Annotated in this window: 22 protein-coding genes; 14 read left to right on the top strand and 8 right to left on the bottom strand. The window is 65.2% G+C overall.

Annotated features, from left to right (window positions below):
- Nucleotides 1–57 precede the first annotated feature (57 nt).
- On the bottom strand, nucleotides 58–354 hold the full coding sequence (locus NUH86_RS10555; RefSeq protein ID WP_267249460.1) for an RNA-binding S4 domain-containing protein: 297 nt from the start codon (nucleotides 352–354) through the stop codon (nucleotides 58–60).
- Nucleotides 347–2977, bottom strand: a complete 2631-nt coding sequence (locus NUH86_RS10550) for a helicase-related protein (RefSeq protein WP_416365319.1) — start codon at nucleotides 2975–2977, stop codon at nucleotides 347–349. Before NUH86_RS10550 ends, NUH86_RS10555 begins: the two co-directional genes overlap by 8 nt.
- A gap of 227 nt (nucleotides 2978–3204) precedes the next feature.
- Here NUH86_RS10550 and NUH86_RS10545 point away from each other — a divergent pair, with 227 nt between their 5' ends.
- Nucleotides 3205–4758 (top strand): M23 family metallopeptidase, encoded by a 1554-nt coding sequence (locus NUH86_RS10545; RefSeq protein WP_267252106.1) that lies wholly within the window; start codon nucleotides 3205–3207, stop codon nucleotides 4756–4758.
- Between the two features lie 36 nt (nucleotides 4759–4794).
- Nucleotides 4795–5592 (top strand): nucleotidyltransferase family protein, encoded by a 798-nt coding sequence (locus NUH86_RS10540; RefSeq protein ID WP_267249458.1) that lies wholly within the window; start codon nucleotides 4795–4797, stop codon nucleotides 5590–5592.
- Between the two features lie 41 nt (nucleotides 5593–5633).
- On the opposite strand, the gene NUH86_RS10535 is transcribed toward NUH86_RS10540, so the two are convergent.
- Entirely contained in the window at nucleotides 5634–5975 is a 342-nt protein-coding gene (locus tag NUH86_RS10535) for an ArsR/SmtB family transcription factor (protein ID WP_087575217.1), read from the bottom strand.
- 288 nt (nucleotides 5976–6263) lie between these two features.
- Here NUH86_RS10535 and NUH86_RS10530 point away from each other — a divergent pair, with 288 nt between their 5' ends.
- On the top strand, nucleotides 6264–7388 hold the full coding sequence (locus tag NUH86_RS10530) for a site-specific DNA-methyltransferase (RefSeq protein ID WP_267249457.1): 1125 nt from the start codon (nucleotides 6264–6266) through the stop codon (nucleotides 7386–7388).
- A gap of 80 nt (nucleotides 7389–7468) precedes the next feature.
- Nucleotides 7469–8590, top strand: coding sequence for a dihydropteroate synthase (folP, locus tag NUH86_RS10525; protein WP_267249456.1), 1122 nt, complete (start codon nucleotides 7469–7471; stop codon nucleotides 8588–8590).
- A gap of 45 nt (nucleotides 8591–8635) precedes the next feature.
- Here the strand turns inward: folP and rnhA are convergent, their stop codons facing one another.
- Genes rnhA through ispH form a run of 3 tightly spaced genes read right to left on the bottom strand, consistent with a single transcriptional unit; the run spans nucleotide 8636 to nucleotide 11023 of the window.
- Nucleotides 8636–9082 carry a ribonuclease HI gene (rnhA, locus tag NUH86_RS10520; protein ID WP_267249455.1) on the bottom strand — a complete coding sequence of 149 codons (447 nt, stop codon included), beginning with the start codon at nucleotides 9080–9082 and terminating at the stop codon, nucleotides 8636–8638.
- Complete coding sequence (gene thrB, locus NUH86_RS10515; protein ID WP_267249454.1) at nucleotides 9079–10071, bottom strand: homoserine kinase; 993 nt, start codon at nucleotides 10069–10071, stop codon at nucleotides 9079–9081. Before thrB ends, rnhA begins: the two co-directional genes overlap by 4 nt.
- A gap of 4 nt (nucleotides 10072–10075) precedes the next feature.
- Nucleotides 10076–11023 (bottom strand): 4-hydroxy-3-methylbut-2-enyl diphosphate reductase, encoded by a 948-nt coding sequence (gene ispH / locus NUH86_RS10510; RefSeq protein WP_267249453.1) that lies wholly within the window; start codon nucleotides 11021–11023, stop codon nucleotides 10076–10078.
- A 139-nt stretch (nucleotides 11024–11162) separates the two neighbouring features.
- On the opposite strand from ispH, the gene NUH86_RS10505 reads away from it, so the two are divergent.
- The 9 genes from NUH86_RS10505 (at nucleotide 11163) to tatC (ending at nucleotide 18552) form a co-directional block, all read left to right on the top strand.
- On the top strand, nucleotides 11163–11771 hold the full coding sequence (locus NUH86_RS10505) for a hypothetical protein (protein ID WP_267252105.1): 609 nt from the start codon (nucleotides 11163–11165) through the stop codon (nucleotides 11769–11771).
- 120 nt (nucleotides 11772–11891) lie between these two features.
- A complete protein-coding gene (gene argS, locus NUH86_RS10500) occupies nucleotides 11892–13619 on the top strand; it encodes an arginine--tRNA ligase (RefSeq protein WP_267249452.1) in 1728 nt (575 codons plus the stop codon).
- A gap of 20 nt (nucleotides 13620–13639) precedes the next feature.
- Nucleotides 13640–14356 (top strand): SPOR domain-containing protein, encoded by a 717-nt coding sequence (locus tag NUH86_RS10495; protein WP_267249451.1) that lies wholly within the window; start codon nucleotides 13640–13642, stop codon nucleotides 14354–14356.
- Between the two features lie 224 nt (nucleotides 14357–14580).
- A complete protein-coding gene (nagZ, locus tag NUH86_RS10490) occupies nucleotides 14581–15594 on the top strand; it encodes a beta-N-acetylhexosaminidase (protein WP_267249450.1) in 1014 nt (337 codons plus the stop codon).
- Nucleotides 15595–15631: 37 nt separating this feature from the next.
- Nucleotides 15632–16426, top strand: coding sequence for a segregation and condensation protein A (locus NUH86_RS10485; RefSeq protein WP_267252104.1), 795 nt, complete (start codon nucleotides 15632–15634; stop codon nucleotides 16424–16426).
- An 11-nt stretch (nucleotides 16427–16437) separates the two neighbouring features.
- A complete protein-coding gene (scpB, locus tag NUH86_RS10480; RefSeq protein WP_267252103.1) occupies nucleotides 16438–17031 on the top strand; it encodes an SMC-Scp complex subunit ScpB in 594 nt (197 codons plus the stop codon).
- A gap of 29 nt (nucleotides 17032–17060) precedes the next feature.
- A complete protein-coding gene (locus tag NUH86_RS10475) occupies nucleotides 17061–17324 on the top strand; it encodes a twin-arginine translocase TatA/TatE family subunit (protein ID WP_267249449.1) in 264 nt (87 codons plus the stop codon).
- A 29-nt stretch (nucleotides 17325–17353) separates the two neighbouring features.
- Entirely contained in the window at nucleotides 17354–17779 is a 426-nt protein-coding gene (tatB, locus tag NUH86_RS10470; RefSeq protein WP_267249448.1) for a Sec-independent protein translocase protein TatB, read from the top strand.
- Nucleotides 17776–18552, top strand: coding sequence for a twin-arginine translocase subunit TatC (gene tatC / locus NUH86_RS10465; RefSeq protein WP_267249447.1), 777 nt, complete (start codon nucleotides 17776–17778; stop codon nucleotides 18550–18552). Before tatB ends, tatC begins: the two co-directional genes overlap by 4 nt.
- Nucleotides 18553–18598: 46 nt before the next feature.
- Here the strand turns inward: tatC and NUH86_RS10460 are convergent, their stop codons facing one another.
- Together NUH86_RS10460 and NUH86_RS10455 are read right to left on the bottom strand one after the other, a co-directional pair.
- The gene (locus NUH86_RS10460) at nucleotides 18599–18727 is read right to left on the bottom strand and encodes an entericidin A/B family lipoprotein (protein ID WP_267252102.1); all 129 of its coding nucleotides are present in this window, start codon (nucleotides 18725–18727) and stop codon (nucleotides 18599–18601) included.
- A 387-nt stretch (nucleotides 18728–19114) separates the two neighbouring features.
- Nucleotides 19115–20041 (bottom strand): cell wall hydrolase, encoded by a 927-nt coding sequence (locus NUH86_RS10455; protein WP_267252101.1) that lies wholly within the window; start codon nucleotides 20039–20041, stop codon nucleotides 19115–19117.
- Nucleotides 20042–20256: 215 nt separating this feature from the next.
- Between NUH86_RS10455 and NUH86_RS10450 the strand changes: the two genes are divergently transcribed.
- The gene (locus NUH86_RS10450; RefSeq protein WP_267249446.1) at nucleotides 20257–21252 is read left to right on the top strand and encodes a cysteine synthase A; all 996 of its coding nucleotides are present in this window, start codon (nucleotides 20257–20259) and stop codon (nucleotides 21250–21252) included.
- The last annotated feature ends 5 nt before the right edge of the window (nucleotides 21253–21257 follow it).

Here is a 21257-nt window from a genome sequence, read left to right as displayed (position 1 = left end):
GTCAATGAGGATATTGTTAAGTCAAGGGTAGCGGGGCTTGGCCTGGCCTTTTTTCCGTCAGGCGCCGACCGTCAGTTCCTCGTAGCAGGATTGGGCTTCGGGTGCGGGGCCTCTGCGTCCGGGCAGTTGAAGGATGCGAACGACACGGACGCCGCTGGGGTGGGGGAAGGTGATGAGATCGCCCGCCCGCACCGGGGAATGCGAGCGTTCGATGCGGCGGCCGTTGAGGCGGATATGTCCGTCCTCCGCCATTTTCTGAGCGTCCGAGCGGCTCTTCGCGAGGCGCGCGAACCAGAGGAATTTGTCGATGCGCAGGCTTGGCCCGTGGGCCGACACCATGCCCGCGTCAGCCATTGCGGCCCAGAAGTTCGGCAAGACCCGCAAAAGCATGGTTGCCGGTGGGGGCCGGGCCGGACGAGGCGGCCGGGCGGGGTGCACGGTCGCCACGTGACTTGCCCTGGGGCTTGCCTGCCGCAGCGGGGCCGCGCTTGTCGCCCCGCTGCTGCTGCTGCTGGGGAGGGCGGGGCTTCTGGCGGCCGCGGAATACCCAGTTGGGGCCGCCTTCCTCAGGCGCTTCCACAGGGCGGAAACCGGCGAGGCGCATCAGTTGCAGAAACGCTTCTTCCGACAGGCCCAGCGATACGATCTGCGGGCTTTGCGCGGTGAAGGCCTCATTCTTGGCGATGGCTTCATGGGCGGTGCGGGCCATGCGTTCGGCCATGTCGATGCGCAGCATCTGTTCGCCGAAACCACGGAAACCGGCGATGCGGGCGCCCATCTGCTCGAACTTTTCGCCCGCCGGGATCAGGGTAAGGCCGGGGCCGGGAAGCGGCAGGCAGGGCTTGGCCAGGCGGGCGGCCAGCAGGGCGGCGCGCCAGCGGGCGGAGCCGGGCTTGAGCAGGCCGGGATGGTAGATGTCGAGGACGCCGATATCGATCCCGGCGCGGCGCAGCAGGTGCCGCTGGTCCTTGTCGAGATGGCCGAGCGCCGAATCGAGATCGGTGCGCGCGATCACGCCGCCTGCATCGGCCAGTTGGGCGAAGACGGCGCGGACGACTGCCGGCACCTCGGGATCGGACGAACTGGCCGCCATCTTGGTAAGGGGCAGGAGGTGCTTTTCCTTCTGCGCGTCCATCCATGTGGTGAGGCGGGTCGCGACCTGCTTCTGCACATCCTGGCCCAGGGCAAGGAGGGCACGATCCAGGCGGATTTCGGGGGTCAGCAGCGTGGGGCCGCCATGCAGCGTGGCCACCGCCTCCCCCTTCCAGCTTATGCCGGGGGCCTGTCCTGCTTCGTCCATGAGCGCGAAATCAGCATCGGGTGCGCCCAGTAATTCTTCAGCCTTCACTCGCAATATCCTTCCAAGGCGCCGTTCAGCGGCTGCCAGCAGCATCTTCCTGTCCTGATGCCGGGTAGCGGGATCGACCGAGAAACGAAATCCGTCAAGTCGCCCGATCGTCTCGCCATCCACGCAGACTGTCCCATCCGGCTCTATTTCCACCGGCAGATTGGCCGCACTCTGGCCGATATCCCTTAGCAGAACCGTGGTGCGCCGGTCCACGAAACGCTGCGTCAGCGCGGCGTGGAGCGCGTCGGAGAGCTTTTCCTCCAGCGCGCGGGTGCGTTCGGCCATTTCCGCCGGATGCGCGAGCCAGTCGGCGCGATGGGCGATGTAGGACCATGTGCGCGCCGCGGCGATGCGGCCTGAAAGCGTGTCGATGTCGCCCTGGATAGAATCGAGTCGCGAAATCTGCTGGGCGAGCCAGTCGCGGGGAATGTGGCCGGTCCCCTCGGAAAGGAAGCGCCAGATGCGGCTGACGGTGCGGGCGTGATGTTCGGCGCCGAGCTTCTGGAAATCGGGCAAGCCGCAGGCGGCCCAGAGGCGTTCGACCTGATTCTTGCCCCTGGCGCGTTCGATGACCAGCGGGTCGTCGGACATACGTTTAAGGACGGCGAGGTCGACCGCTTCGGGGGCGGGGCGCAGTTCGGGCCGTTCGGGTTTCTGTTCCAGGTCGAAGAGGAGATGGTCCAGCCGGTCGGTGCGCGGGGTGCCGTCGCGCCAGAAAAGCTGTTCGACCGGGGGGAAGCGGTGGGCCTCTATGGCTTCGATTTCTTCGGGGGTGAAGGCGGCGTCGCCCTCTTCATGGCCCAGGCTGCCGAAGGTGCCGTCCTTGTGATGGCGGCCGGCGCGACCGGCGATCTGGGCCATTTCGCTGACGGTCAGGCGGCGGGCGCGGCGGCCATCGAACTTGCGCAGCGATGCGAAGGCGACATGGGCGACGTCCAGATTGAGGCCCATGCCGATCGCGTCGGTGGCGACCAGATAGTCGACCTCTCCGTTCAGGAACATCTGCACCTGCGCGTTGCGAGTGCGGGGGGAAAGCGCGCCCATCACCACCGCCGCGCCACCCCGGAATCGGCGGAGCATTTCGGCCACGGCATAGACCTCCTCGGCGGAGAAGGCGACGATCGCGGAGCGCTTGGGCAGGCGGGAGAGCTTTTTCGCGCCTGCATAGCTGAGGGTGGAGAAGCGCGGGCGGCCGATGATCTCCGCGTCGGGGACGATCGTCTTCACCAGGCGGCTGATGCTGGCGGAGCCGAGGATCATGGTTTCCTCACGACCCCGTGCGCGCAGCAGGCGGTCGGTGAAGATATGGCCGCGCTCAGGATCAGCGCCGAGTTGGGCTTCGTCCAGACCGACGAAAGCGTAGTCGCCATCGACCGGCATCGATTCCGCCGTGCATAGGAAATAGCGGGCGCCGGGCGGCAGGATTTTCTCTTCGCCGGTGATGAGGGCCACCTGGTTCGCGCCCTTCATGCCGACCACCCGGTCATAGACCTCCCGCGCCAGCAGGCGCAGCGGGAAGCCCATCATGCCAGAGCTATGCCCGCACATGCGTTCGACCGCGAGGTGGGTCTTGCCGGTGTTGGTGGGGCCCAGAACGGCGGTGATGGGCGAGCGGGCGAATAGGGCCATGACCCCTGTTATGTCGGGCATGGCGGGAACAAGGGCAAGGGGAAAGGCCTGGGAAATCGGCGCGATGCCCCAATTCGGGCCGCCGGTCCGCGAAGCGGCACGTGTGGCCGCAGAAAAAGGGTTAAAAAAGCCGTCTTTATTTGACTTTAACCCTATGCCTTTACAGGATCGTGGCTGAACGCGCGGCGGGGGTCGTGGCGTATATTGCCCTGGGGGCCTGTTTTACCGTGTTTCATGGCAGTCAGATCAACGCCCAGCAGGGGGGCGCCGCCGCGTCTTTGTGGCTGACTGACGCCGTTCGCGATGCGGACCGCAATGCAGGCGCTCCCGATGACTGGCGCGGCTGGCGCGAGAAGCTGCGCGACTGGGCCGAGGATGTGGAACTGGTTCCCGACCTGGGCCAGCGGGTGGGCAGTTTCACCTGGTTCCGGGGCCTGGCGACCTGTTTCGGGCTGTGCGCGGCGGCGCTGTATCTGTCGCCGGGTTTCCAAGCTCTGCCGGGCGAACCGCAGCCTTTGATGGCATCCAGACAGTTTGACGAAGTGCGCAGCCAGATGATCACGCCGCTCGCCATGGGGGCGGACAGCGGGCGGCGCATGGGGCCGACGGATGCGGTGCAACCGCTGCGCGAGACGCCGGAGCGGCCGCAGATCGAGTTGCGCGCGCAAATTGGGGGCAGCGATTCTCTGGGCCGGGCGCTGGCGCGGGCCGGGGTGAGCAGCGGCGATGTGGCGACGGTGATGAGCCTTGTGGCGGGAGATGTCCGTGCGGGCATGAAGCCGGGGACGCCGCTGGACATCATGCTGGGCCGCCGGGCGAGTCGGGATATGCCGCGTCCGCTGGACAAGCTGGCGTTCCGGGCGCGGCTGGACCTGGGGATAGAGGTTTCGCGGGCCGATGGAGTGTTGCAGGTGCAGCGGACCGCCATCCATGTCGACAACACGCCGCTCCGCATCCAGGGCGTGGTGGGCGAGAGCCTGTATCATTCGGCGCGGGCCGCGGGGGCGCCGCCCAAGGCGATCCAGAGCTTCCTGCGCGTGGTGGCGCGGCAGATCGATCTGGGATCGATCTCGGCGGGCGATCGCTATGACATGGTGACCGAATATCATCGCGCCGACACGGGCGATGTCGAGGTGGGCGACCTGTTGTTCGCCGGGCTGCACCGGGCCAGCGGGCGCGGCATCGACATGCTGAAATGGAACAGCGACGGGCGGACCCAATGGTTCGAGGCGTCGGGCGTGGGCCAGCGGCGGGGCGTGCTGTCCGCGCCGGTCGCAGGGCGGATGTCGTCCAGCTTCGGCATGCGACGGCACCCGATATTGGGCTACAGCCGGATGCATGCGGGGATCGACTTTGCTGCCCACTATGGATCGCCCATCTATGCGGCGACCGACGGCGTGGTGTCCTATGCCGGGCGGCATGGCGGGCATGGCAATTATGTGCGGCTGGAGCATGGCAACGGCCTTTCCACCGGCTATGCGCATATGAGCCGGATCGCGGCGGGGCCGGGCCAGCGCGTGCGGCAGGGGCAGGTGATCGGCTATGTCGGATCGACGGGGCTGTCGACCGGACCGCATCTGCATTATGAACTGTATCGCAATGGGCGGACAATCAATCCGCTGTCGGTTCGCTTCACGACCACGGCGCAACTGGCCGGGCGGGAACTGGCGGCTTTCCGGGCGCGGCTGGTGCAGTTGAAGAGCCTGCGGGTGGGCTTGCCCGTGCAGGTGGCGCAAAGGCAGCAGGCGGGCAGCGTGGGACCGGCGGCTTCCGGGAAATAGCTTTTCGTGGGTGGAAGGCTCGGCTAACGGGCGGACATGACCGTAGCCGCTTCCGATATCACCGCAATTTTGCTGGCCGGGTCGCGGCCCATCCCTGATCCGCTGGCCGTGGCGGCGGGCGTGGCCGCAAAGCCGCTCGTGCCGGTGGCGGGCGAGCCGATGATCAATTATCCGGCGCGGGCCTTGCTGGCGCATCCGGCGATCGGGCGGGTGATCGTGCTGACGCAGGCGCCGGAACTGTTCGCCGCCGATCCGGCTACCGCCTGGCTGGCCGATCATCCCAAGGTGCGATTCGAAACAAGCGGGGGCGGAATCGCATCCTCGCTGATGGCGCTGCTGGACCGGGCGGAATTTCCCTTTCCGCTGCTGATGACCACGGCGGACCATGTGCTGCTGGATGGGGCGATGCTCGACCAGATGGTGCGGGAGGCTGGCGGCGCAGACATTGCCGTGGCGATGGTGGAGCGGGCGACGTTGCTGGCGCGCTATCCGGGGTCGCGGCGGACCTGGCTGAAGTTTCGCGACGGCTGGTGGTCGGGGGCGAATATCTTCTGGTTCGGGAGCGGCAAGGCGCGGCCCGTCATCGCGCTCTGGCAGGAGGTCGAGCAGGACCGAAAGAAGGGGTGGAAGATATTGTCCGCCTTCGGGCCGTTGGTTCTGCTGGGGGCGATGCTGCGGATTTCGACCTTGCGGGGCGGGATTGCGCGGGTTGGGCGGCGGTTCGGGCTGGCTGCGCGGCTGGTGGGGATGGAGCAGGCGGAGGCCTGTATCGATGCGGACAAGCCCGACGATGTGGTGCTGATCGAGGCGATTTTGGCGGGCGCAGCCGAATAGAGTTTGCGTGTTCCTGGGGAGGCAGGAGCGGGCACTCTTCCTTAATAGCCGTCCAGATCTTCCAGCGCCGTGAAGCGCTGCGACCACAGCGCGCCGTACACCGCCATCCATTGCACCACCGGGGCGAGGCCCTTGGCGCGGGCGGTGTAGTAGGTTTCGCGGCCTGCACGGCGGGCCGTCACGAGGCTGGCGCGTTTCAGCTTGCCGAGGTGGCGGGACACCATGGGTTGCGATACGCCGGAAATGGCGGTCAGCGCGTGGACGCTCTGTTCGCCTTCGCGTACCAGATATTCGAGCAGCGCCCGCCGGGTGCCATCGGACAGGGCCTTGAAAAGTTCGTCGCAGGAGGCCGAACGATCCCCCCTCAAAATATGTTCTGTCATCACCTTTTCATAATCAAATGGTTATGAAAAGGTCAAGCGGAAGCCCGATTTTGCCGTTCCGAGCGGCGTTAACCAAAAAAACTTTTTGGCCCTTTCCCGCTGAGTCTTTTGCGTCACACTAGCCGATCTTGAGTCTTTCGAGTCGCGTTCGACTCAATATCTAGTGGCTACCCGGTTCGTTCTCCGCAATGTTAACCATTATGTGAGGCCCCAACCCTAAGTCGCTGATCTTGACGGCTGACTCCCGAGGACTCATCGCTGGACCTCAGAAGGAAACGGGGGTCACTAATGGGTGTCATGGAACGCGTCGCGCCGCGGCGGAAAAAGGCGGTTGCGTCAGTCGAGATCGAGGCCGATCGCCTGCTGCGCGGCGACTGCATCGAAGAGATGGCGAAGCTGCCCGACGCCTGCATCGACATGATCTTTGCCGATCCGCCCTACAATCTCCAGCTTGGCGGCGACCTGTTCCGGCCCGAAGGTGGCCGGGTGGACGCGGTCGACAACGACTGGGACAAGTTCGATACGCTGGGCAGCTATGACCGCTTCACCAAGGCCTGGCTGCGCGAGGCGCGCCGCATCTTGAAGCCCAACGGCTCGATCTGGGTGATCGGCAGCTATCACAATATCTTCCGCGTCGGCACGGCGTTGCAGGACGAGGGCTTCTGGATTCTGAACGACATCGTCTGGCGCAAGTCCAACCCCATGCCCAATTTCAAGGGCACGCGCTTCACCAATGCGCATGAGACGCTGATCTGGGCGAGCCAGGGCGAGGACGCGAAATATACGTTCAACTACAAGGCGATGAAGACGCTCAACGACGAGTTGCAGATGCGTTCCGACTGGGTGCTGCCGATCTGTGGCGGGCAGGAGCGGTTGAAGCGCAACGGCACCAAGGCGCACCCGACGCAAAAGCCCGAGGCGTTGCTTTATCGCGTGCTGCTGGCCTGCACCAAGCCGGGCGACGTGGTGCTCGATCCCTTCTTCGGCACTGGCACCACGGGCGCGGTGGCGAAGCGCCTGGGGCGCAAGTGGATCGGCATCGAGCGCGAGGACGATTATATCGAGGTGGCGCTGGAGCGGATCGAGGCGGCCCTGCCGCTGGACGAAAGCGCGCTCACCATCATGCAGACGGCGCGGCAGCAGCCCAAGGTCGCTTTCGGCACGCTGGTCGAGACGGGCTATTTGCAGCCGGGGGCGGTGCTGACGGACAGCAAGCGGCGCTGGCAGGCGGTGGTGCGGGCGGACGGATCGCTCAGCGTCGGGGCGGATACGGGGTCCATCCACAAGATGGGGGCCACGCTCCAGGGCGCGCCGAGCTGCAATGGATGGACCTTCTGGCATTGCGAGATCGATGGGGCGCTGAAGCCGATCGACGCTCTGCGGCAGACATATCTGCTGGCGAACGAGCCGTAAACGGCGCGGTGTTCCTGCCTTTCGCAGGAGCATGCCATCGCGCTAAGGGAAGCCTCCCGATCCGATCGAAGGACATGGCAATGCTTTCCCAGATCCCCGCCGACGCCCGGCTTTACCTGCGCCCCACATGGTTCGTGCCTTCGCCCATCGGCCTGCCGGAGGGGTCGGCGGCGCGGATGGGCAACGGGTTGATCTGGTTTCAGGGCTATGAACTGACTGCGCGGAAGGGCGGGCAGCGGGTGGCGCGGGTGACGGTGCCGGTTGGTGAGTTCGCCGATGCGGTGGCGCGCTTGCCCGATCCCCTGGCGGAGCGGGCGCAGCGCCTTGCCGCCAATATCTCGGCGCAGCGTCCGCCTTTGGTGCTGGATGGGCGGACGATCCGCTTCGACGCGCCGCAGGTGATGGCGATCCTGAACATCACGCCCGACAGCTTTTCCGACGGCGGCAAGCATATGGACGATCCCCAGGCGGCGGTGGATGCGGGCTTCGCCATGGCGGCGGCGGGGGCGGCCTTGATCGATGTGGGCGGCGAATCGACCCGGCCCAAGGCGCCGAAGCTGTGGGAGGGGGATGAGATCGCCCGCGTCGTCCCGGTGATCGAGAAGCTGGCGACTGCGGGAATTCCCATATCCATCGACACGCGCAAGGCGGCGGTGATGGAGGCGGCGCTAGCGGCCGGCGCGGCTGTCGTCAACGATGTGAGCGCGCTGTTGCACGATCCACGGGCGATGGAGGTGGTGGTCGGGGCAGGATGCCCGGTGATCCTGATGCATGCGCCCTCGGCGGGGGACGATCCGCACGCAAATTCGGGCGGCTATGGCGATGTCGTGGCCGATGTCTTCGATATGCTGGAGGCGCGGGTCGAGGCTTGCCTGGCGGCGGGCGTGGCGCGGGAGAAGATCATGGTCGATCCGGGATTGGGCTTCGGCAAGTCGCTTGGCGACAATCTGGCGCTGGTGAATGGGTTGGCGGTGTTCCAGGGGCTGGGCGTGCCGCTGCTGTTCGCCGGGAGCCGGAAGCGGTTGATCGGGGCTTTGTCCAATGAGGCGCCCGCGGCGGAAAGGCTGGGCGGGTCGGTCGGCCTGGCCTTCCGCGCAGTGGAACTGGGCGCGCAGATGGTGCGGGTGCATGACGTCAAGGAAAGCGTGCAGGCGCTGCATCTGTGGCGCGGGCTGGCGGACGCGGGGTTGAGCGCGGTTTGAAGGCTTGCGGCGGAGGGAATGACGGAAATCCACTCCAAACGGGCGCTATTTCCGGAAACTCTCCGCTGCGGCGCAGGCTAACTGATCGGCGCGCTCATTCTCCGGATGGCCGGCGTGGCCCTTGACCCATTGCCATGTCACCTGGTGGCGAGCGGCGGCCTTCACCAACAGTTGCCAGAGTTCGGCATTCTTCACCGGCTTCCTGTCCGCCGTCTTCCAGCCGTTCTTCTGCCAGCCGAAGACCCATTTGGTGATGCCGTCCATCACATATTTGCTGTCGGTGTAGAGCGTCACCCGGCACGGCCGCTTGAGCGTCTCCAGCGCCTGCACCGCCGCCATCATTTCCATGCGGTTGTTGGTGGTCTGCGCCTCTCCGCCGGAGATGTCCTTTTCCTGGCTCCCGAAACGCAGCACTGCGCCCCAGCCGCCGGGGCCGGGATTGCCCTTGCACGCGCCGTCGGTGAATATCTCGACCTCCGGAAGTTCGCTCATGCGCCGAGCAGCACCGCGGGGTCGGCGCTGGTGTAGAAATCGAGGCGGCGCAGATAGGCGAGCGGATCCTTGCGCGTCACCAGCGCATCGGCGGGGGTATTGATCCAGTCATAGGCCCGCGTCAGCAGGAAGCGCACCGCCGCGCCCCGGCAAAGGATCGGGAATGCGGCGCTTTCGGATTCGGTCAAGCCGTGGGTCGCGGCATAGCCTGCGCCAAGGGCTGCGGCCCGTTCCGCGAACCAGGTCGCGCCGTCGCTGCTGAAGCACCAGGCGCTGTGGGTGACGGCCAGGTCATAGGCGCGGATGTCGGTGCAACTGAAATAGAAGTCGATCAGGCCCGTCACCTCATCGCCCAGCATTAGCACATTGTCGGGGAAGAGGTCGGCATGGATCACCGACCGGGGCAGGTCGGCGGGCCAGTGGGCATCGAGGAAGGCCAGTTCCTGCGCCACGCGCGCGCCCAGGCCGGGGGCGATCCGGTCGAAATCCGCGCCGCATCTGGCAGCCAGTTCATGCCAGCCGGGCAGATCGAGGGCATTGCGCCGGGTGCCGGTGAAGCCCTCGGCCGCGCGGTGCATCTCGCCCAACGCCGCGCCCGCTGCTTGGGTCTGGGCGACGGTCGGTTCGGTGACGGAAATGCCGGTCAGGAATTCGATCAGGCAGGCCGGGCGACCGGCTAGCTGCTGGAGTCGCCTACCCTCCCGATCCGCGATGAAGCGGGGGACGCGGCAGCCGCGCGCGCCCAGATGGTCGAGCAGATCCATGAAGAAGGGCAGGTCCGCCTCATTCACCCGCTTTTCGTAGAGGGTGAGGATATAGCGGTGGCCCCCGCCGGAGGCCGAGGCGCCGTCAGGACCGGTGGTTTCCAGCAGGTAGTTGCTGTTTTCCACACCCTCCGCAATGCCCTTGGCGGATACGAGGCGGCCGGCATCGTAGCGGGTGAGGAAGGCGTCGATTTCCTCCGCGGGAACCTGGGTATAGACGGCCATGGAATTACGCGGCCTCCAGACCGCGAGGGAGCTTGAAGGAGATGTTTTCGCGGGCGGTTTCCACCTGCTCTTCCGTCACGTCGAAGCGTTCGCCGATCCGGTCCACGACCTCGCGCACCAAAATTTCGGGCGCGGAGGCGCCTGCGGTGAGGCCAAGGGTGCCCACGCCCTCCAGCCATGCGAAATCGATATCGTCGGCGCGCTGGATCAGGCGGGCAGGGGTGCCTTCGCGCTCCGCCACTTCGACCAGCCGAAGGGAATTGGAACTGTTGGGCGCGCCGATCACATAAACGGCGTCGCATTGCCCGGCGATGGCCTTGACCGCCGCCTGCCGGTTGGAGGTGGCGTAGCAGATATCCTCGCCCAAGGGGGCGTGGATGGTCGGAAAGCGGCGCTGGAGCGTCGCGACGATGGCGGCGGTGTCGTCGACCGAGAGCGTCGTTTGGGTCAGGAAAGCGAGATTGTCGGGGTCTGCAGGCGTGAAGCTTTCGGCATCCTCCACAGTCTCTATCAGGGTCATGTGACCCTGATCGACCTGGCCGAAGGTGCCGATCACTTCCGGATGGCCCTTATGACCGATGAAGAGGATGTGGCGGCCCGCCTCCACCTGCCGTTCGGCCTGGCGGTGGACCTTGCTGACGAGCGGGCAGGTGGCGTCCAGATAGTCCAGGCCGCGTTCCTCCGCCTTGGCGGGCACCGCCTTGGGCACGCCATGGGCGGAAAACACCACCGGCACGCCGTCGGGAACCTGGTCCAGTTCCTCCACGAAGATCGCGCCCTTCGCTTTCAGGCTGTCGACCACGAACTTGTTGTGGACGATTTCATGGCGGACATAGACCGGCGCGCCATATTTCTGGATCGCCCGTTCGACGATGACGATGGCGCGGTCGACACCGGCGCAAAAGCCGCGCGGGGCGGCGATCAACAGCTTCATGGGCGGGTGAGAGGTCATGGTTTGCCGCTTAGGCGAATGTGACGGAGGATGAAAGCCGCTTCCTTTATGTTGCGCGTCCCGCAGGCTATGGATAAGAAGCCCAACGCCTGTTCCCAAGGGATTGCCTGTGACCTTTTCTCGAATTGCGCTGACCGGAATGATCGCCATGGCCCTGGCGGGCTGCTCCCAGAGGGGGGAAATCGATCCCACCGGCGGTATCGTGGCCGTCCGTTCGGCCTGCCCGGCGGCGGCGGTCCCGGCGCAGACCGGCGACATCACCCTGTTCGATCCGGCGGGCAGCACCGACGCCCGCGCTATCGACGTGGTGGCGAACATCACCAATTTGCGGTCGACCTGCGCCGACGGGGAGCAGCTTTATACCGAGGCGACCTTCACCGTGAACGCCCGCCGCAGCGATGCGAGCGCGGCGCGCCAGGTGACGCTGCCTTATTATTCCGCGGTGGTGCGCGGCGGCAATGCCGTGGTCGCCAAGCGCGTGGGGCAGGTGGTGCTGGACTTCCCGGCCGGGCAATATCGCGCCAGCGCGAACGCCAGGGCCGGTTCCTACGTCAACAAGGCCGCCGCCACGCTGCCCGGACCGATCCAGGCGATGATCACGCAGAAGCGCAAGGCAGGCGACGCCGACGCCGCGATCGATCCCTTCGCGCAGCCGGACGTCAAGGCGGCCTTGCAGCGAACCAGCTTCGAGTTGCTCGTGGGGTTCAACCTGACCCAGGATCAGCTCAGATATAACGCGACACGCTAAGCTAAGCTCAGTTCATTTCCCCGTTCGGGCTGAGCTTGTCGAAGCCCCGTACTTCTTGGAAGAAAGGGCGACCCTTCGACAGGTTCAGGGCGAACGGCGCCTGTTGGAAAGTTGATCCCCTTGTCCCTTTATAACCGTTTCACCGCCCATCTCGACGCCGTGCTCGACGCGCTGGAGGCCGACGGCACGCTGCCCGCGGGTCTCAACCGCAAGCCGGTGACGGTCGAGCCGCCGCGCGACGCCAGCCATGGCGACCTTGCCACCAACGCCGCGATGGTGCTGGCCAAGCCAGCCGGCACCAATCCGCGCTTGCTTGCGGAGAAGATCGTCGCGGGCCTGGAAAGGCTGGACGAGGTGGAGGGTGCGTCCATCGCTGGACCCGGCTTCATCAACCTCAGGCTGACCGACGCCACATGGCGCGCCGAACTGGCCGCGATCCATGCGGAGGCGGAGGATTACGGCCGCTCCTCGACGGGGGAGGGCGTGACGGTGAACGTCGAATATGTTTCCGCCAACCCGACCGGCCCCATGCATATGGGCCATTGCCGGGGCGCGGTGGTGGGCGATGCGCTGGCGACCCTGCTGGAGCATATCGGGTATAAGGTCATCCGCGAATATTATATCAATGACGCTGGCGGGCAGGTGGATGTGCTCGCCCGGTCGGCGCATGTGCGTTATCGCGAAGCCCTGGGCGAGGCCGTTGGTGAGATTCCCGAAGGCCTCTATCCGGGCGATTATCTGGTGCCGGTGGGACAGGCGCTGGCGGCCGAATATGGCGACAAATATGTCGGCGCGCCGGAGAGCGAATGGCTGGCATCGTTCCGCACCAAAGCGGTCGCTGCGATGATGGACATGATCCGCAGCGATCTGGCGCTGTTGGGCATCCATCATGACATCTTCTCCTCCGAGGCTGAATTGCAGGCGGCGGGTAAGCCCGAAGCCGCTGAAAAGTGGCTGCGCGACCATGACCTCGTCTATGACGGCGTGCTGGAAGCGCCCAAGGGCGAGACGCCGGAAGATTGGGAACCGGTCGAGCTGCCGCTGTTCCGCTCGACCAAATTCGGGGACGATCAGGACCGGCCGATCCGGAAATCCAACGGAAGCTGGACCTATTTCGGCGCCGACATGGCCTATCACTATCAGAAGGCGCAGACCGCCGACCAGTTGATCGACATTTGGGGCGCCGACCATGGCGGCACGGTGAAGCGCATCCAGGCCGCCGTCGCCGCGCTGACGGAAGGGCGGGCGCGTTTCGACGTCAAGCTGATCCAGATGGTCCGCCTGCTGCGCGACGGCGAGCCGGTGAAGATGTCCAAGCGCGCCGGCAATTTCGTGACCCTGGCCGATGTGGTCAAGGAAGTGGGCAAGGATGTGGTCCGCTTCACCATGCTGACGCGCAAGGCCGACGCCCAGATGGACTTCGACTTTGCCAAGGTGGTGGAGGCGTCGAAGGACAATCCGGTCTTCTATGTGCAATATGCCCATGCGCGGATTTCCTCGCTCGGACGGCGGGCGGAGGAGGCGGGGATGGCGTTGCCCGCGCCCGACATGTCCCGCCTTGGGACGGAGGAATTAGGGTTGGTGAAGCTCGCCGCGCAGTTCCCCCGCGTGGTGGAGGGGGCGGCTTCGGCCCGCGAACCGCATCGTATCGCCTTCTATCTCAATGACTTGGCTTCGGCCTTCCATAGCTGGTGGAATATGGGCAACGACAATCCGCAGGCGCGGGTCATACTGACGGACGATCCGGCCACCACCTCTGCGCGGCTTTTCTTGAGCCGGGGAATCGGGCAAATCATCCGTAACGGGCTGGCGCTGATGGGCGTCGCGGCCCTGACCGAGATGCAGTAACCGGCGGAGGCACGGACGAGATGGGCGATTATGCGCGGGGCAGGCTGGATCTGGACGACGAGGATCGTCTGCCCTGGCTGGAACCCGCCATCGAGGATGAGGAGGAACAGGGGCTGTCGCCGCTGCGGTTGCTGGGTTTCATTCTCTTCGGGCTGGTGCTGATCGGCCTGGTCGTCGCGGGCGTATGGCTGATCCAGAACCGTTCGGGCGGGGTTGGCGGAGAGGGCAAGCTGATCGCGGCCCCGGCCGGGGATTACAAGATTCCCGCCAAGGAAGCCGACGCCAAGAAGTTCGATGGCGAGGGCGACGCCAGCTATGCCGCGAGCGAAGGCGTGGCGCGGGATGGGCGGATCGACCCGACTCGGGTGCCGGAAGCGCCGATCACGCCGACCGGCGGCAGCGGGACGGCGAAGCCTGTCGTGCAGGGCAAGCCTTCGCAGAGCGTCACGGCCCGCGTGACCGATGAAACCAATGCCAAGCCGGCAGCAGCGGTGGCGCGTTCTGCCGGGGGCGGCATGATCCAGCTTGGCGCCTATGGCAACCAGGCCTTTGCCAGGGATGCGTGGAAGCGGCTGTCCCAGCGCTTCACCTATTTGGAGCCGCTGCCTATGACGATCGAACAGGCTGAGGTCGGTGGCAGCACCGTTTATCGCCTGCGCGCGGCGGCGGGCGGGCAGGCCAGCACGCTCTGCGGCAAGCTGAAGGTGGCGGGCGAGAGCTGCATGGTGGTGAATTAGGGCTGAGTGGGCTCCGGCCTGAATGGGCCATTTGCAGACGTTGAAAATATCGTTATCCCAGCGAAAGCTGGGATCTCAGGCGATAGCGCACAGCCTAGCCTCGCGAGATCCCAGCTTTCGCTGAGATGACGGAAATGATGTCCGCTCTCCACCCATCTGCGTCCCCGGCAAGGCCGGAATAACCCCTTCGACAGAGCCTCTTTCAGCCGCTACCATCGCTTCGCATGAAACCCGTTATCTTCGGCCTTTCCGGCGAGACATTGACCGCCGATGAGCGCGCCTTCTTCGCGGAGGCCCAGCCTGCGGGCTATATCCTGTTCCGGCGCAATATCGTGGACAGGGCGCAACTTCGCGCGCTGACCGACGATTTGCGGGCGCTGCATGGGCGGGACGAGCTGCTGATCATGATCGATCAGGAAGGCGGTCGTGTGGCGCGGATGCAGGCGCCGGTCTGGCCCAGCTTTCCGCCCGGCGCGGTGTTCGACCGGCTCTATGAGGTCGCGCCCTCCAGCGCCATCGCCGCCGCCCGCGCCAATGCGCGGGCGATCGCGACCACCTTGGCGGAGGTGGGGATCAGCGTCGACGCCTTGCCCTTGCTCGATGTACGGCAGGAAGGGGCGAGCGACATCATGGGCGACCGGACGCTGGGCGCCGAGCCGATGCGGGTCGCGGCGCTGGGCCGGGCGGTGATCGAGGGGCTGGCCGATGGCGGCGTGGTCGGCATCGTCAAGCATATGCCGGGCCATGGCAGGGCGCTGGTCGACAGCCATCATGAATTGCCCATCGTCACCGCCGACGAGGATGCGCTGGCGGTCGATCTGGCGCCGTTCCAGGCGCTGAAGGACGCGCCCATGGGGATGACGGCGCATGTCGTCTACACCGCCTGGGATCCCGATTTGCCCGCGAGCCTGTCTCCTTCCGTCATCCAGACGATCATTCGCGGGCGTATCGGCTTCGACGGGCTGCTGATGTCCGACGATCTGGATATGAAGGCGTTGAAGGGCAGCATCCCCGAACTGGCGGCGGCCACGGTCGCGGCAGGGTGCGATCTGGCGCTCAACTGCTGGGGGCGGATGGACGATATGGTGGGGATTGCGGACCTGCTGCCGGATATCGCGCCGGTGGCCAAAGCGCGCCTCGATCGGGCGATGGGCCACCCGCGCGGATTGGCGGATGGCCCGCCGCTGCAGGAATTGCTGGCCACCCGCGACGCGCTGCTGGCGCTGGTTGCGGCGTGAAGAGGGGGTGGCGAAATTTGAGAGCGTTCGTGTAGCGATGGACGATCTCTTCATCCCTTCCGCCATTCCCCGGCCCGAAACGCTGCCGGAAACCCTTATGCTCAGCTTCGAAAGCTGGGAAGGGCCGCTCGACCTGCTGCTGGCGCTGGCGCGGACGCAGAAGGTCGATCTGCGCGAAATCTCCATCCTCGCGCTGGTCCAACAATATCTCGCCTATATCGAGGGTGCGCGGAAGCTGAAGCTGGAGCTGGCGGCCGATTATCTGGTGATGGCGGCGTGGCTGGCCTATCTCAAATCGGCCTTGCTGCTGCCCAGGGAGGCGCAGCCCGAGCCCAGTCCGGAGGAACTGGCGCTGCGCCTGCAATTGCGGCTCCAGCGCCTGCACGCGATGCGGGAGGCAGGCGCGCGGCTGATGGCGCGGGACCGTGTCGGCCGCGACGTGTTCGTGCGCGAAAAGCCCGAAGGCCTGCGCCTCGTCCGCCGGGCGAAATGGGCGGCGAGCCTGTTCGACCTGATCCAGTCCTACGGCCAGATTCGCGCCCGGACCCAGCCGGTCGTCCATATGGTCGCGGTGCGGCCGGTGATGACGCTGGACGAAGCGATCCAGCGGGTCGGCACGCTGGTCGGCGCGGCGATCGACTGGACCGCGCTTGAAGCCTTCCTGCCGACCGGGCAGGATGGACCGATGGCACGATCGGCGCTCGCCAGCAGTTTCGTCGCCGCGCTGGAACTGGCGCGGCAGGGGCGGCTGGAAATCCAGCAGGAGGGGATTTTCGAACCCATCTTCCTGCGCGCCGCCCTGCCGGAACCGACTGCGGGGCGCCTGTTGTGAACCAGGATATTGTGATCGAAGAACCCGATGATTTCCTGCGCGCCGTGGAGGCTGTGCTGTTCGTGTCGGAGCAGCCCCTGACGCTGGCGGAATTGAAGCTGCACGTGGGGGAGGCGGGCGATCTGCCCGCCGCGCTCGCGACCCTGAGCGATCATTATGCCGGGCGCGGCATCAATCTGGTCGAACGCGGAGGACGCTGGCATTTCCAGACCGCCGCCGATCTGGCCCATATCCTGCGGCGGGAGAAGGACGAGACGCGCAAGCTGTCCCGCGCCGCGATGGAAACGCTGGCGATCATCGCCTATCATGAACCGGTGAGCCGCGCCGAGATCGAGGCCATTCGCGGCGTCCAGGTGGCGAAGGGCACGCTGGACGTGTTGATGGAGGCGGGATGGGTGCGGCCCGCGGGGCGGCGGGAAGTGCCGGGGCGGCCGTTGATCTATGCGACGTCGGGTGAGTTTCTTTCGCATTTCGGCCTTGGCAGCCGCCGCGACCTGCCGGGGATCGACGATCTTCGTGCCGCGGGTCTGCTCGATCCGGTGGATTTGGCGCTTGAGGGTCTGGGCGCCCAATCCGTTGTGGAAAATGACGAGGAAGACGCCTAGATAGGCGGGAGTTTCAGGAGAAAGTTAAAATGGGTTCCTTTTCGCTGATGCACTGGGTCATCGTTCTCCTGGTGGTCATGCTGCTGTTCGGCGGCGGCCGGATCTCCGGGCTGATGGGTGACGTCGCCAAGGGCATCAAGAGCTTCAAGAAGGGCATGGCGGAGGATGACGATGATGTCGTCCCGACCAAGCCCGCCACGCGCATCGAGGGTCATCGCGTTCCGGAACAGGACGCGCCCGCCGCCGCGCCCACTGCCGCGCCAAGTGCGACAGACGAAAAGACCAAGGCCTGATTTTCCTCCGGCCGGGGCGGTAGGCACGCATGTTTGGCATCGATTCGTCTGAACTTCTGGTGATCATCATCATCGCGGTGATCGTCATCGGCCCGAAAGACCTGCCGCGCGCGCTCTACAAGGTGGGGCAGATCGTCGGGAAGGCGCAGGGCATGGCGCGCCATTTCCGCACCGGCATCGACGCGATGGTGCGTGAGGTCGAGCTGGAGGAACTGGAAAAGAAATGGGCTGCGCAGAACAAGCGGATCATGGAAGAACATCCGCCGGAAACGACTGGAGAACTGGAAGCGCTGCCCGCGCCCGGCGCTGAAACGGCGGTGGCTGACGCGCCGACCTTCGTCGCGGAAGCCGCGCATTTGGCTCCGGAAGCTCCGTCCGCCGCGATTCAGGCGGCGACCGATGGTCCGCCCTATGTCGCGCAGGAACCGGTGCGGAAGGGTGACGCGGCGGTATGAAGGATCTTGACGACAGCAAGGCGCCCCTGCTCGACCATCTGATCGAACTGCGCGGTCGGCTGCTCAAATGCGTCTATGCGCTGTTCATCACGGGCGCGGTCTGCTTCTATTTTTCGGAGCAGTTGTTCGCCATATTGGTCTATCCGCTCAAGGAAGCTTTTGGCGACGGCGGCGGGCGGTTGGTCTACACCAAGCTTTACGAAGCCTTTTTCGTGCAGGTGAAGATCGCGGTTTTCGGCGCTTTCTGCCTATCCTTTCCGATCATTGCCAACCAGCTATGGGCTTTCGTCGCGCCGGGGCTGTACGCGAAGGAGAAGAAGGCGTTGTTGCCCTTCATCCTCGCCACGCCCTTTCTCTTCGCCATGGGCGCGAGCCTCGCTTATTTCGTGGTGATGCCGACCGCCTTCCACTTCTTCCTGGAATTTCAGGGGAACAGCAGCGGATTGCAGGTCGAGGCGTTGCCCAGCGCGGACGCTTATCTGGGGCTGGTGATGCAGTTCATACTGGCCTTCGGCATCAGCTTCCTGATGCCGGTGCTGCTGATGCTGCTCAATCGCGCCGGATTCGTCAGCCGGGCGCAATTGATCGCCCTGCGCCGCTATATGATCGTCGCGGCATTCATCCTGGCGGCGGTGCTGACGCCGCCGGACGTGGTTTCGCAACTGATGCTCGCCATCCCTCTGCTGGCGCTTTACGAGGTCACGATCATCGCGATCTGGTTCACCGACCGGAAGCAAGCCAGGCAATTGGGGGCTTCCGAAGCGGCAGGCTGACATGAAAAGGCTCGCCGTGAAGGGCGAGCCTTTTCATTCGAATGGATCAGTTGGCGGCGTTCTCCACCGCTTCCCCGGCACTCTGCACATCCTTGCCTGCGCCCTCGACCGTATTGCAAGCGGCCACCATCAGCGAACCTGTCAGCAAGAGGGCTGCTAGAATCTTCCTGGTCATCATCGTCTCCTTTTCAGAGTCTTTCGCGCATGCCCGAGGCTGGGGATGCCTCAACCGGACGTCTGCCGGTGACCAAGGAACAACCCATCGACCGGAAAAGCGTTCCGAACACAGCAATAGTCGTCATTTCCGTGGGATAGGCCCGAAAAATTCTGAGCCCGGAACGCGTCGGGGGGGGGAGATGCGTTCCGGGCTCATGTTTTTTTGGATAGCAAGAGCGGGGGGCAAAAGATTTGCTATCCGAACAACAAAACTACCGGATGGAGCATAGGTTCCACCGCTTGGGAAAAACGCGCATTTTTTATTTCGTTGTTTTTCAACGAGTTGAATGGTTCACAATGCGCTAATTATAAAAAATCCCGGCCTCCGCCGAAAATTGGGAACCTGTCAGATCAATGGGCGGCCGCTGTTGCGATATTCGGGTCTGATGGCCGACTGGGGGAGGCCCGGCTCGGCATCGGGCAAGGGCGTTGCTGCCGCAGGGACGGTCGGGGTGGAAAAGGGAGCCAGGGGAAGGGGCAATCCCTGGGCCGGGCCGAGTGCGGGCCTGGCCGGGCGAGCCGGCCCGGACTGCGTTTCCCGCCCCATATAGGCGGCGCGGAAGGCGGCGGGGGCGCCATCGACGCCGGGCGGACGGTAGAAGATATGCGCGCCGATCACGGCGACCGGCCGCATCGCCGCGGCCCAATCGGGGCGGACCGCCAGCGTGTGATAATAGGTGGCGAGGCCGACGGGCCTGTAGACGATACCGGACAGCGCCTGGGCAGCGATGCGGCGCGCCCGCGTCCATCCTGCGGCGCTGGCCATGCGCGCCATGGAGCCGTCACAACTGAAGGTGAACTGGCAGCGATAATCGGTGCGTTCAGACCCCTGATAGACGACGCCGCACACGCTTTTGGGCCAGAGCGGGTTGCGCACCCGATTCAGCACCACCTGCGCCACGGCGCGCTGGCCATCCTCCGGCTCGCTTCCGGCTTCATAATAAATGGCGGAGGTCAGGCAATTGAGCGCCCGATAGCCGTCGAGCGCGGTCAAGCCGCGAAACGCCATGGCGGGGGCCGCCTGTACCGCGTCGAGGGCCATGACATGCCGGCTGTGCAGCCTGGTCGTGCCGGGTACGGGGTCGAAAGCGCCCTGCGCGAAGAAAAAGGCCGATCCGGGGAAATTCTCCCCCGGCTTTTCCGCCGGGTCGTCCGCGGTTCCGGATATGGCCAGCAGGTCGAGCGGCGCTGCGGTGATCAGGCGCGGCGCGGCGAGCGCGACCAGGGCCAGCATGGCGATCACGCCCTGCCTTGCTCCCTTCGCCCTGATCATGCCGCCGCCCGCCAAGAAGATGTTTCCCCGAAAAATCCGTGTCTTGGCGCCTTCATAGAGGAAAAATATCGCCACTTCCCCTACGGATTTCGGCCTGTCCCGGTCTGGGACGAAGGGCGTTGGAAAGGTTAAGGGCGGGGAGGACAATCCGGACTTTTATCCCGTCATCAATCCCTTGCTTGGCAAGCGCGTGTCAGGTCCGCTATGCGATGGCCATGCTGGTTCAGAAAGATAGCCTCGCCCTGATTGGCAACACGCCGTTGGTGCGTCTTGCCGGTCCGTCCGAAGAGACGGGCTGCGATATTTACGCCAAGTGCGAATTCACCAATCCCGGCGCTTCGGTGAAGGATCGCGCTGCGCTGTTCATCGTCAACGATGCCGAGGAAAAGGGGCTGTTGAAGCCCGGCGGCACCATTGTCGAGGGCACGGCGGGCAATACCGGCATCGGCCTGGCGCTGGTGGCCAATGCCAAGGGGTACAGGACGATCATCGTCATGCCCGAAACGCAGAGCCGGGAGAAGATGGACACGTTGCGCGCCTTGGGTGCGGAACTGGTGACGGTGCCGGCGGCGCCCTATTCGAATCCCGGCCATTTCGTGCACACCTCGCGCCGTCTGGCGGAGGAGACGGAAGGCGCGATCTGGGCCAACCAGTTCGACAATATCGCCAACCGCAAGGCGCATATCATCGGCACCGCGGAAGAGATCTGGACCCAGATGGACGGGCGGATCGACGGCTTCACCTGCGCGGCGGGGACTGGCGGGACGATTGCCGGTGTCGGTCTGGGGCTGAAGGCGCATGACGAGAATATCACCATCGCGCTCAGCGATCCGCATGGCGCGGCGCTGTACAATTATTATGCCCATGGCGAGTTGAAGGCGGAAGGGTCTTCGGTGGCCGAGGGTATCGGGCAGGGGCGCGTCACCGCCAATCTGGAAGGCGCGCCGATCGATACCCAGTTCCGCATTTCCGATGAGGAGGGGCTGCTCTGGGTGCGCCGTCTGCTGGCCGAAGAAGGGCTGTGCCTGGGCCTGTCTTCGGGCATCAATGTCGCGGGCGCGGTGGCGCTGGCAAAGCAGCTTGGGCCGGGCAAGCGCATCGCCACGATTTTGTGCGATACCGGATTCCGTTATCTTTCAACGCTTTATAATCGCGAGTGGCTGGAATCCAAGGGGTTGACTGTCTTCCCCTGGCTCGCGCACACTCGTTGAACGCC

Origin of the sequence: Sphingobium sp. JS3065 (assembly GCF_026427355.1) — a bacterium.
Classification (GTDB): domain Bacteria; phylum Pseudomonadota; class Alphaproteobacteria; order Sphingomonadales; family Sphingomonadaceae; genus Sphingobium.
The sequence above is the reverse complement of the archived record's forward strand: the minus strand, read 5'-3'. Positions and strand labels throughout refer to the sequence as shown.

Excerpts from the sequence above, each read along its gene's own strand:
- NUH86_RS10540 (WP_267249458.1), top strand. The coding sequence starts at position 4,795 with ATGACCGTAGCCGCTTCCGATATCACCGCAATTTTGCTGGCCGGGTCG.
- NUH86_RS10455 (WP_267252101.1), bottom strand. The coding sequence starts at position 20,041 with ATGATCAGGGCGAAGGGAGCAAGGCAGGGCGTGATCGCCATGCTGGCC.
- NUH86_RS10460 (WP_267252102.1), bottom strand. The coding sequence starts at position 18,727 with ATGACCAGGAAGATTCTAGCAGCCCTCTTGCTGACAGGTTCGCTGATG.
- NUH86_RS10530 (WP_267249457.1), top strand. The coding sequence starts at position 6,264 with ATGGGTGTCATGGAACGCGTCGCGCCGCGGCGGAAAAAGGCGGTTGCG.
- tatB (WP_267249448.1), top strand. The coding sequence starts at position 17,354 with ATGTTTGGCATCGATTCGTCTGAACTTCTGGTGATCATCATCATCGCG.
- NUH86_RS10450 (WP_267249446.1), top strand. The coding sequence starts at position 20,257 with ATGCTGGTTCAGAAAGATAGCCTCGCCCTGATTGGCAACACGCCGTTG.
- thrB (WP_267249454.1), bottom strand. The coding sequence starts at position 10,071 with ATGGCCGTCTATACCCAGGTTCCCGCGGAGGAAATCGACGCCTTCCTC.
- NUH86_RS10475 (WP_267249449.1), top strand. The coding sequence starts at position 17,061 with ATGGGTTCCTTTTCGCTGATGCACTGGGTCATCGTTCTCCTGGTGGTC.
- nagZ (WP_267249450.1), top strand. The coding sequence starts at position 14,581 with ATGAAACCCGTTATCTTCGGCCTTTCCGGCGAGACATTGACCGCCGAT.
- NUH86_RS10555 (WP_267249460.1), bottom strand. The coding sequence starts at position 354 with ATGGCTGACGCGGGCATGGTGTCGGCCCACGGGCCAAGCCTGCGCATC.
- ispH (WP_267249453.1), bottom strand. The coding sequence starts at position 11,023 with ATGACCTCTCACCCGCCCATGAAGCTGTTGATCGCCGCCCCGCGCGGC.
- NUH86_RS10485 (WP_267252104.1), top strand. The coding sequence starts at position 15,632 with ATGGACGATCTCTTCATCCCTTCCGCCATTCCCCGGCCCGAAACGCTG.
- NUH86_RS10505 (WP_267252105.1), top strand. The coding sequence starts at position 11,163 with ATGATCGCCATGGCCCTGGCGGGCTGCTCCCAGAGGGGGGAAATCGAT.
- NUH86_RS10535 (WP_087575217.1), bottom strand. The coding sequence starts at position 5,975 with ATGACAGAACATATTTTGAGGGGGGATCGTTCGGCCTCCTGCGACGAA.
- rnhA (WP_267249455.1), bottom strand. The coding sequence starts at position 9,082 with ATGAGCGAACTTCCGGAGGTCGAGATATTCACCGACGGCGCGTGCAAG.
- NUH86_RS10550 (WP_416365319.1), bottom strand. The coding sequence starts at position 2,977 with ATGGCCCTATTCGCCCGCTCGCCCATCACCGCCGTTCTGGGCCCCACC.
- folP (WP_267249456.1), top strand. The coding sequence starts at position 7,469 with ATGCTTTCCCAGATCCCCGCCGACGCCCGGCTTTACCTGCGCCCCACA.
- NUH86_RS10495 (WP_267249451.1), top strand. The coding sequence starts at position 13,640 with ATGGGCGATTATGCGCGGGGCAGGCTGGATCTGGACGACGAGGATCGT.
- tatC (WP_267249447.1), top strand. The coding sequence starts at position 17,776 with ATGAAGGATCTTGACGACAGCAAGGCGCCCCTGCTCGACCATCTGATC.